Source organism: Azoarcus sp. L1K30, from assembly GCF_018122735.1.
GTDB lineage: Bacteria > Pseudomonadota > Gammaproteobacteria > Burkholderiales > Rhodocyclaceae > Parazoarcus.
In genome coordinates this window covers 4,575,116-4,585,475 of the sequence record NZ_JAGRRD010000001.1, presented here as the reverse complement: position 1 = coordinate 4,585,475, position 10,360 = coordinate 4,575,116, and the positions used below count along the sequence as shown (strand labels likewise).

Annotated in this window: 11 protein-coding genes; 1 reads left to right on the top strand and 10 read right to left on the bottom strand. The window is 62.9% G+C overall.

Features of this window, described 5'->3' with window-relative positions; genetic code table 11:
• From J5J83_RS21090 to J5J83_RS21045, 10 genes are all read right to left on the bottom strand, one after another.
• The coding region (locus J5J83_RS21090) for a helix-turn-helix transcriptional regulator (RefSeq protein ID WP_212352009.1) at window positions 1-601 on the bottom strand (601 nt) is incomplete at its 3' end.
• A complete protein-coding gene (gene pilW, locus J5J83_RS21085; RefSeq protein WP_212352008.1) occupies window positions 598-1,407 on the bottom strand; it encodes a type IV pilus biogenesis/stability protein PilW in 810 nt (269 codons plus the stop codon). The genes pilW and J5J83_RS21090, both read right to left, overlap by 4 nt.
• Window positions 1,404-2,537 carry a 23S rRNA (adenine(2503)-C(2))-methyltransferase RlmN gene (gene rlmN / locus J5J83_RS21080; protein ID WP_212353540.1) on the bottom strand — a complete coding sequence of 378 codons (1,134 nt, stop codon included), beginning with the start codon at window positions 2,535-2,537 and terminating at the stop codon, window positions 1,404-1,406. The genes pilW and rlmN overlap by 4 nt, the downstream gene beginning before the upstream one ends.
• Before the next feature lie 86 nt (window positions 2,538-2,623).
• A complete protein-coding gene (ndk, locus tag J5J83_RS21075; protein ID WP_212352007.1) occupies window positions 2,624-3,049 on the bottom strand; it encodes a nucleoside-diphosphate kinase in 426 nt (141 codons plus the stop codon).
• 91 nt (window positions 3,050-3,140) lie between these two features.
• The gene (locus J5J83_RS21070; protein ID WP_212352006.1) at window positions 3,141-3,527 is read right to left on the bottom strand and encodes a Na+/H+ antiporter subunit G; all 387 of its coding nucleotides are present in this window, start codon (window positions 3,525-3,527) and stop codon (window positions 3,141-3,143) included.
• 10 nt (window positions 3,528-3,537) lie between these two features.
• Window positions 3,538-3,807, bottom strand: coding sequence for a K+/H+ antiporter subunit F (locus tag J5J83_RS21065; protein WP_212352005.1), 270 nt, complete (start codon window positions 3,805-3,807; stop codon window positions 3,538-3,540).
• A complete protein-coding gene (locus tag J5J83_RS21060) occupies window positions 3,807-4,337 on the bottom strand; it encodes a Na+/H+ antiporter subunit E (protein WP_249115808.1) in 531 nt (176 codons plus the stop codon). Before J5J83_RS21060 ends, J5J83_RS21065 begins: the two co-directional genes overlap by 1 nt.
• Window positions 4,334-5,863: a monovalent cation/H+ antiporter subunit D gene (locus tag J5J83_RS21055; RefSeq protein ID WP_212352003.1), complete on the bottom strand. Its 1,530-nt coding sequence runs from the start codon at window positions 5,861-5,863 to the stop codon at window positions 4,334-4,336. Before J5J83_RS21055 ends, J5J83_RS21060 begins: the two co-directional genes overlap by 4 nt.
• Window positions 5,860-6,246 carry a Na+/H+ antiporter subunit C gene (locus J5J83_RS21050; RefSeq protein WP_212352002.1) on the bottom strand — a complete coding sequence of 129 codons (387 nt, stop codon included), beginning with the start codon at window positions 6,244-6,246 and terminating at the stop codon, window positions 5,860-5,862. The genes J5J83_RS21055 and J5J83_RS21050 overlap by 4 nt, the downstream gene beginning before the upstream one ends.
• Window position 6,247: 1 nt before the next feature.
• A complete protein-coding gene (locus tag J5J83_RS21045) occupies window positions 6,248-9,100 on the bottom strand; it encodes a monovalent cation/H+ antiporter subunit A (RefSeq protein ID WP_212352001.1) in 2,853 nt (950 codons plus the stop codon).
• Window positions 9,101-9,519: 419 nt separating this feature from the next.
• Between J5J83_RS21045 and J5J83_RS21040 the strand changes: the two genes are divergently transcribed.
• Window positions 9,520-10,314 (top strand): IclR family transcriptional regulator, encoded by a 795-nt coding sequence (locus tag J5J83_RS21040; protein WP_212353533.1) that lies wholly within the window; start codon window positions 9,520-9,522, stop codon window positions 10,312-10,314.
• The last annotated feature ends 46 nt before the right edge of the window (window positions 10,315-10,360 follow it).

The following is a 10,360-nucleotide window of genomic DNA, read 5'->3' as shown; positions in this document are numbered from 1 at the left end:
TTTCAGAGCAGAAGACGCCACACGGTTGGCGGGGGAGTCTCTGGGGCTGTGAGATGTGTAAAAGAAACGGGTCTGCGGGTGGCTCCCCCGCCGTTGCCGAAGGAGCCGATTCATCGTCAGCTACCACGTCGGGCGGCATCCCCGGCGCCACTGCTTCAATCTCGGATGCGGGTGGTGCTTCGAACCATCCAAGGAACCCGCCCGCGGAAATCAGCGCCAGCAACAACGCGGCGACGACCGCTGCGGGCACCAGATTGAAGCGCAGGCCCCGGGTCGCCGGCATGTCGCCCTCCGCGTTCGATAGCGGCGTCAGATCCACCGCGACCGAAGCGTCAGCGCCCACGGCAGTGAGAACGGCTTCGGGGTCGAGTCCAAGATGGCGAGCGTAATTGCGCACGAAGCCGCGCACGAACGCCGGGCCGGGCAATACGGCGTATTGCCCGCTCTCGATCGCCACCAGCTGGCGCAGCGACAGCTTCAGCGCTTGCGCAACCTCCTCGAGCGACTCGCCACGCCGTTCGCGGGCCTGCCGCAGCAGGGTGCCAGCGGATTCGGACTGACGTTCCGTCTCCGGGACGGGATTGGACTGCGTGCTACTCACTCGTACTTCCCTTGCAACATCAGTTTAAGTTCAGCGGAGTCGGCAAACCGGCTACGCAATTGCTCCGCATAGCTCGCCTCGGCATTGCGCTCGCCGAGCTTGCGCGCCGCGCGCAAACCGAGCCAGACCGATGCTGCGGTCGGGCGCAGTTGCTGATGAAGCCGAATGAGCTGGTCATGCGCCCCCTGAAAATCGTTGCGACGATAGGCGATCGCGGCGAGCTGATACAAGGCCTGACCATTTGCGGGATCCGCCTGCACCGCGAGCAGAAACTGCTTTTCGGCCTCCACATCCTTGTTCAGCTTTTCCAGACAGAGGCCGGCATTGGTGTACGGCCGCGCGGGATAGCGATAGTACGGATTGCGTGCCGCACGCGCGAATCGTTCCAGCGCTTCTTCCTCGCGGCCTTGCTGGCACAGGAACCAGCCGTAACTGTTATTGAAGTCAGGATCACCGGGTGCAACATTGAGCGCACGTGAAAAAAAGTCGTTCGCCGACGCATTTTCCCCGATCATCATGTAGACGAGCCCCATGAGATGGAATGCCGGCGCGTAGTTCTGGCTCTCATTGAGCGCGGTGCGCCCTTCATCGAGCGCGACGTCATAGCGACCGATTTCAAAATACGCCATGCCCAGGTCAACGTGAACCCGCGCGCGGTTTTCGCTCTCGTTGCTCGGCTGCATGTCCGACATGGGCCGCGAAATGCCAACCGCATCGACACTGCCGCCCGACACCGGAGCGCTTACACAACCGCCCAGCGCGAGCGCGGCTGCCACCGTCGCAAGGATTCCAAGCCTGCCCCTCATCCGCGAACCTCCGTCGTCTGCTTCAGGCGCACAACCGTGCGCCGGGTCTTGTCCTGAACCTGTCCGGCCAACTGGCCGCAGGCTGCATCGACATCGTCACCCCGCGTCTTGCGCGTGGTGGTCACGATACCTGCATCGATCAGGATACCTGCAAAGCGCCTGATACGCTCCGACGGCGAGCGCAGAAAGCCCGAATTGGGGAAAGGATTGAAGGGAATCAGATTGAATTTGCACGGTACGTCCCGCACCAGCGCAACGAGTTCATGTGCATGTGCATCGCTGTCATTGACGCCATCGAGCATCACATACTCGAACGTGACGAAGTCGCGCGGCGCGCGATCGAGATAGCGCACACAGGCCGCCATCAACTCGCGCAGGGGGTATTTCTGGTTGATCGGCACCAACTGGTCGCGCAGTGCATCGTTGGACGCATGCAGCGACACTGCCAGCGCTACCGGGCATTCGTCGCGCAGGCGGTCCATGGCCGGCACGATACCCGAGGTCGACACCGTCACGCGTCGCCGCGACAGGCCATAGGCGTGATCGTCGAGCATCAGGCGCAGCGCGGTCACCACATTGTCGAAATTGGCCAGCGGCTCGCCCATCCCCATCATCACCACATTGCTGATGATGCGGCCGTTGTCCTTCTCACCGGACTCGAGGTCGGCTGCTTCGTCGCGCGCGGCCCCCAGCAGCTTGTTGGCGAGCCACAACTGACCGATGATCTCGGCCGCGCTGAGGTTGCGGTTGAAGCCCTGTTTGCCGGTGGAACAGAACGCGCAATCGAGCGCACACCCCGCCTGCGACGAGATGCACAGCGTACCGCGGCTGGTTTCGGGAATGAACACCGTCTCAACGGCATTGGCGTTGCCGACATCGAGCAACCACTTGCGCGTACCATCGGCAGACACCGAGTCGCGCACCGGCACCGGCGCCTGAATGGTCGCCACTTCGCTGAGCCGCGCTCGCAGTGATTTCGCGACATCGGTCATTGCGTCGAAATCGTCACAGCCCTCGTGGTGCATCCAGCGCATGACCTGACGCGCACGAAAAGGCTTCTCGCCCATCCCGGCAAACCAGGCGACGAGACCATCGACGTCGAAATCGAGCAGATTGACCGGCTTATTCATCATTTTCTCCAGCGCAAACGGCCCGCCCGCACGTTCCGCGGCACACTGCCGCGAAGCGGACGCAACGGGCCATAGGGATGGACCGCTCAGCGCGAATAAACGTTCATGCCCGGGAAGAAGAAGCCAATCTCAACGGCAGCCGTTTCCGGGGCGTCGGAGCCGTGGACGGCATTGGCGTCGATCGAATCGGCGAAATCGGCGCGGATCGTGCCCTTGTCGGCCTTCTTCGGGTCGGTGGCGCCCATCAGTTCGCGGTTCTTGGCGATCGCGTTCTCGCCTTCCAGCACCTGGATCATCACCGGGCCGGACACCATGAAGGACACCAGATCCTTGAAGAAAGGGCGCTCCTTGTGCACGGCGTAGAACTGACCGGCCTCGAGCTCGGAAAGATGCGCCATGCGGGCGGCAATGACCTTCAGGCCAGCATCTTCGAAACGCTGGTAGATCTTGCCAATCACATTCTTGGCAACTGCATCGGGCTTGATGATGGAAAGCGTGCGTTCGATAGCCATATAAAAACTCCGGGCAAGTGTGGAAAAAAGCGCGGAATTCTAGCAGGTTTCCGAAGACGACCGTGTGACCATCGCCGCCACCATGCCCCGCCTATCCCTCCCCGACCTGCTCGTCGCCTTTGCCGGGCGCAGCGTCATAGGTGCTCCAGCCGTGCTCTCCGGGCCGCGGCAAGCGCGTTTCGGCGTCCACATGCACGTGCATGTAAGCCTTTGCAAGAAAGTGGGCAGTGATCGGCGCCGACAGAAAAAGAAACAGGGTGATGAGCAGTTCGTGGATGGACGGCACCCCATCCACGCGCGCAAACCAGATAATCGACCCCAGCAGGACGCTGCCCACCCCTAGCGTGGTGGCCTTGGTCGGCGCATGAAGACGGCTCATCAACTCGGGCAGCCGCAGCATGCCCCACGACCCCACCAAAAGGAACACGCCCCCGATCACGATCAGGGCGGAGACCAGCACTTCGAGCAGGGCATTCATGTGATCAGCCTCATTCGATGATATTGCCGCGCAACACGAACCGGCAATAGGCCACGGTCGAGACAAAACCGAACATGGCGAACAACAACGCCGCCTCGAAGTAAAGCATGCTGCCTTCGCGAATGCCAAACAACACGATCAGGGCAATGACGTTGATCACCATGGTATCGACCGCGAGCACGCGGTCCATCGTCGTCGGCCCCCGGAACAGGCTCCAGAGATTCAGTAGCAGCGCAAGCGATACCGCCGCCAGTCCAAAATCGAGCGCATGGTCAATCATTATTCGAAAATCTCCTTGATCCGGGCTTCGTAGCGCGTCTTCATGTCCGTCACGGCCTGTGCCGGGTCGGGCGCATTGAGGCAGTGCACGAGCAGGCTGCGCCCATCCGCGGACAGATCGGCGCTCACTGTTCCGGGCGTCATCGTGATCGTGCCGGCAAAGAGGGTGATGGCTTCCGGCGTATGCAGATCAAGCGGCACGCTGACCCAGCACGTATGCAGATCGGCGGGACGGCTGAAGAGGATGAGTCGGGCGACGACCACGTTGGCCACGATGATGTCGCCAATCACCAGCAACGCATAGGACAGCGCCTTGCGATAGCTGCGCACATGCGGCCTCGACGGCCAGAAGCTCGCCGTCAGGCACGGAATCCCCCAGCCAAGAAATATGCCGAGCACGAGATGCGCAAGACTGAATCCGTTCTGCAGCATCAGCCACACGATGACCAGCAGCGCGCTCAATACCGGATGCGGGAACCACCGGCGCGGCGGGTCGGCTTGAAGCCCTTCGGCGTCGTGCATGTCATTCATTCGTTGATGCCTCCAGCCCCCAACACGGCATCGATATATTGACCCGGCTGGAAAACCTGTGCTGCGGTGTCGTCGAGCCACACCGTCGCCGGCCCGGCGAACACCGTGAACATCACCAGCGCAAACAGGATCGCACCGGTCGATACCATGGGCAACACGCCGCTCGACGAAACATCCTGTTCCGGTGGCGGCAAATCGCCAACGCCATGCCGACGCCAGAACAGGGTGCTGCCCGCGCGCGCAAAGCCGACGATGCACAACAGCGAAGTGCCAAGCACCAGGCTCCAGATCCAAGCAACAAGGGCCGAGCTACGCGCGCTGTCGAGAATGAGCAGCTTACCGATGAACCCCGACAACGGCGGCATGCCACAGACCGCAATCGCAAGCACGAAAAAGTAGGCGGAGAGCAGGCCGGAATCGGCAAATGCCGGCCCGGCATCGAGTTGACCGCCATGGACGATTCGACGCGCGCTGACCAAGTCGGCAACAAGGAACAGTGCGGCTGCCGCCAAGGTCGAGTGCACCAGGTAATACAGCCCCGCGCCAAGCGCCTGCTCGGAGAACAGGCCGACCGCGATCAACAGCGTCCCCATCGATCCGATCACCGAAAACGCGGCCAGTTGCCCGAGGCTGCGCGCGCCCAGCACGCCGGCCATCCCCAGCACCAGCGTCACCAGCGCGGCGGGCAGGAGCCATGGCGCAGCCAGCCAGGCCGAAGCCCCGGCCTCGGCGCCGAAGGCCAGCACGTAGAGGCGGATGATGGAATAGGCCCCGACTTTGGTCATGATGGCGAATAGGGCGGCCACCGGCGCAGGCGCATTCGCATACGTCCCCGGTAGCCAGAAATGCAGCGGCACCAGTGCCGCCTTGACCCCGAACACCATCAACAGCAGCAAGGCGCCCGTGTTCAGGATGGCCCGATCGCCCTGCGCCAGCTCGGGCACCTTGAGTGCGAGATCGGCCATATTCAGCGTCCCCGCAACGCTGTAGATCAGTCCGACCGCGATCAGGAAGAGCGTCGAGCCAAGCAGGTTGACCACGACGTACTGCACCCCCGCGCCAACCCGGTCGCGACCGCCCCCATGCACCATGAGTCCATATGACGCAATCAGCAGGATCTCGAAAAACACGAACAGATTGAAAAAGTCGCCGGTCAGGAAGGCGCCGTTGATCCCCATGACCTGAAACTGCCACAAGGCATGAAAATGGCGCCCGCGCGCATCCCAGCCGCCAATGGCGTAGAGCAGCACCAGCAGCGACAACGCCCCCGAGAGCAGCAGCATCAGCGCCGACAGTCGATCCAGCACCAGCACGATGCCGAAAGGCGCGGGCCAGTCACCCAGCGCGTACATCTGCGGCGGCTCCGACGAAGCCGAAACGAAAAACCCCAGCGCCAGGGCCAGCTGCGCGGCACAGGCGGCAACCGACAGCACCCGCGCCAGCACGATGTCGTGGCGGGCGGCCAGCACCAGCACCGGCGCCATGACGGCCGGCAACAGGATGGCAAACACGATCCATTGATTCATCGACCGCCCTCCGACACTTCGACCGGCAATACCACCGAGCCGGGTTCGCCCGCCTGTGCCAGACCATTCCCGTCGATATGATCGGAATCGCTCTCGAGGTAGCTGCGCAACGCCATCACGACGACCACCGCGGTCATCCCGAAGGAAATGACGATCGCCGTCAGCACGAGCGCCTGCGGAAGCGGATCGGTATAGTCCGTTGCCAGGGTCGAGATCACCGGCGGCGCGTTCGTGACCAGCCGCCCCATTGCGAACAGGAACACGTTGGTGGCGTAGGACAGCAGCGCGAGCCCGAGCACGACGGAAAAGGTCCGCGCCCGCAGCAGCAGATACACCCCCGCCGTGGTCAGCCCCCCAATTGCGCTTGCCAATAGAAACTCCATCTCAGTGCTCTCCGGCAGCAAACGACGGTCGAGACGGATCGACATCCATCGGCTCACGATTCACGAGCAGATGCTCGGCATGGCGCCCAAGCCGCGACAGATTGGCCAGCGCCAGCATCGTCGCGCCGACGACCACGAGAAATACGCCGGTATCGAAGAACATGGCCGACGCGATATGCAACTCGCCCAGCAGCGGCAGATCAAGGTGCCACACCGTACTGGTCAAGAAGGGGAAGCCGGCGACCAATGCGCCCAGCCCGGTCGCTGCGGCGACCAACACCCCGGCGCCGATCAAGGCATGGTAATCCACCTTCATCCGATGCGCGGCCCAACCGAAACCGCTGGCCATGTACTGCACGATCAGCGCCACGGCCACAACGAGGCCGGCGATGAAGCCGCCGCCAGGCACGTTGTGCCCACGCAGGAAGATGTAGATCCCGACCATGAGCGCCAGCGGCAGCATGGCCCGGGTTGCGACGGCGAGCATCATCGGGTGACGGTCTGCGGCCCGCGCTTGATCAGGGCGCCAGGACTGCAATCGCCGACCTGCCGCACTGACCATCAGCCCATCGAGCAGGGCGAAGATGGTCAGCGCAGCGATCCCGAGCACGATGATCTCGCCAAACGTGTCGAATCCGCGGAAATCGACGAGGATGACGTTGACGACATTGGAGCCGCCACCACCCGCCACCGACTGTTCGAGGTAATAGCCCGACAAGGTTTCGGCATCCCGTGTCATCACCGCCCATGCCGCGCCACCCACGCCCAGGCCTGCCGCGATGGCCAGACCGGCATCGCGCAGCCTTCGCACAGTGCTCGACTCGCGCGGCGAACGCTTGGGCAGGAAGTTCAGCGCCAGCAGCATCAGGATGACAGTGACCACCTCGACCGAAATCTGGGTCAGGGCAAGGTCCGGGGCGGAAAGATATACGAACCCGATCGACACGATCAGGCCGATCACCCCCACCACCACCAAGGCCAGCAAACGCTGCTGATGCATCAACACCAGCGCCAGGCACGCCCCCATCAGCAACACCCAGCCCACCACGGCCACGGCTGAAGCCGGCATCAAGGCTCGGGTGCCGGGAGCATTCGGGCTGCTCGCGAAGACGAAATAACCGAGCAAGAGCATCGCCGACAACATCACTGCCAGATAGCGCTGCATCGATCCGTTATGCACGCCGTGAGTCAACCGCTGGGCGATGTCCACTGCGCCCGTGATCAGACCGTCGAAAATACGCTTGGCCTCTGGATGCGGCCCGGCCGTCCACAGCGCACGCACGCGCGGGTAGGATCGGATCAACAGCGTACCGACGACGATCGCCACGACGCTCATGCCCAAGGCGGGGGTAAAGCCGTGCCACTGTGCCAGGTGGTAGTCCAGCACCTGACCACCGGTCACCGCCCGTGCCACCATGGCCACCAGCGGCCCGGCCAGCGTATCGGGAAACAGCCCGATGAGCACCACCAACACCACCAGCACGGCGGGGGGAATCCACATGCCCAGCGGCGGATCATGCGGATGATGCGGATAGTCCTTGCGTATCGGCCCCATGAAGACATGAGCAATGAACCGGAACGAATAGGCCACCGAAAAGCAGGCGGCGATGGTCGCTGCCGTACCCAGCACCCAGCCCTGCCCCAGCCACGCGGTACTGGCCGCCTCATGCAGCATCATCTCCTTGGACAGGAAACCATTGAGCAGCGGCAAGCCCGCCATCGATGCCCCCGCCACCATCGCCAGCGTGGCCGTCACGGGCATCAGATGCATCAAGCCGCCCAGACGGCGCACATCACGCGTACCGGCCTCGTGGTCGACTATGCCCGCACTCATGAACAGGGCCGCCTTGAAGGTGGCGTGGTTGAGTACGTGAAACACCGCGGCCGTGGCAGCCATCGGCGTCCCGAAGCCGAAAAGCATGGTCACCAGACCGAGATGGCTGACGGTCGAATAGGCCAGCAATCCTTTGAGGTCGTCCTTGAACAGCGCGATGAAGGCGCCGATCGTCATCGTCACCAGCCCCGTGGTCGCCACGATGTAGAACCAGGCCTCGGTGCCCGACAATACCGGCCACATCCTCGCCATCAGGAACAGCCCGGCCTTCACCATGGTGGCCGAATGCAGGTAGGCGGACACCGGCGTCGGCGCAGCCATGGCGTGTGGCAACCAGAAATGGAAGGGAAACTGTGCCGACTTGGTGAAACAGCCGATCAGGATCAGCACCAGCGCCGGCAGGTATTGTGGCGAGGCCTGGATCGACTCGGCGCGCTGCAGGATCACGCTGAGGTCGTAGGAACCCGCAATGTCGCCGATGAGCAGCATGCCTGCAATCATGGCGAGCCCGCCTGCCCCGGTGACCGCCAGCGCCATCCGCGCGCCCTGCCGCCCCTCGGGCAGATGTTTCCAGTAGCCAATCAGGAGGAAGGACGAAAGACTGGTGAGCTCCCAGAAAATCAGCAGCAGCAGGACATTGTCGGACACCACGATGCCGACCATCGCCCCCTGGAACAGCAACAGATAGGTGTAGAAGACCCCCACCGGATCGTCTTTCGACAGGTAATAACGGGCATAGACGATGATCAGCAATCCGATGCCGAGTATGAGTGCGGCAAAGAAAAAGCCGAGTCCATCGAGCAGAAAATTCACATTCAAGCCGAGTCCGGGCAGCCATTCCCATCCGGCCTGGAGCACCTCACCCCGAAACAGCGCAGGCGCATGCGACATCAGAAGGACGAAAGCGAGCGAAGTCGCGAAGAAGGCCGCCGCGGCACTGGCATTTCGCCCGACGCGAATCATCAGCGCCGGAAACAACGCTCCGATGAAAGGCAGCAAGACAATCAGCAGAAGGCTCATTCAGGTTCCAGGCAGATCTCCCCTCGACATCGGGGGAAAGGACGACACGGGCAAAAAACGACCCGGTCTGGCCGGGCATTATTGAGCAAAAGTATATCCGCAGGGAAACCGCCTAGCCATAAGGCGTGCGGGCAAACCTGCGCGGCCGCTTGACAGGCGGTCAGCGCCTCATTCGCGACGCGGACGGCGTAAGCATACAGCGCATCCGGGTCGGTCATGCCCTGTACGCACCATGCCGCGCCTTCGTGCGCCGCCCATCGAACGCGAGCCCGCAAGCAGCGCCCCGTCGGCAGATCGCCCGACGCCATCTCGAGCCGGCCGTCCCGCACAAAATCCGTTCTCAGCGCCACGTTCATTTCACTAGGCGAAATCAGGTCCCGCAGTTACCATTGAGTCATCAAGCCACCCTGCAGGTCAACGTGTCCGCAATCAAGATCGACGAGACCTCGGCCCCGGCCGAGGCCAAGAACCCCATCCAGGTCATCGAACGCATGATGAAGCTGCTCGACGCGCTTGCCGAGCACGCCGACCCCGTGCCACTCAAGCAACTGGCCCTGGAAACCGGCCTGCACCCGTCGACTGCGCACCGGATTCTCGGCGCCATGACCCAAAGCGGCTTCGTCGACCGCTCGGATGCGGGCATCTATCGTCTCGGAATCAGGCTCCTTGAATTGGGCAGCCTGGTGAAATCGCGCATTTCGCTGCGCGAAACGGCGATGCCAGCCATGCTCAGGCTGCATGCGGCGACCGGTGAGAGCGTCAACTTGGGCATCCGGGCGGGCGATGAGATCGTCTATGTCGAGCGCACCTCGAGCGGGCGCTCGTCCGTACGCGTCGTGCACATCGTCGGCGCCCGTGCGCCGCTGCATACCACTGCGACGGGGAAACTTTTCCTGGTCGAAGACGGACTCGAAAAGGTTCGCGAATACGCCAAGCGTACCGGCCTGCCGGCGTCAACGCCGGAATCGCTGACAACGATCGCCGCGCTGGAGAAGGAGCTCGACAAGGTCCGTCGCCATGCAGTCGCCTTCGACCTCGACGAAGTTGAAGCAGGTGTGCGTTGCATCGCAGCCGGAATACGCGACGACAGCGGCGAGCTCATTGCCGGCCTGTCACTGTCAACACCGTCGGAACGATTCAACCCCGACTGGGCGCCACTGGTACGCGAAACGGCCAACGACATTTCCAAGTCGTTGGGCTATATCGCGAAATAGGACGGGCGGCAGGCCCCAGGGCGCAAACCGGCCACAACGGACCGCC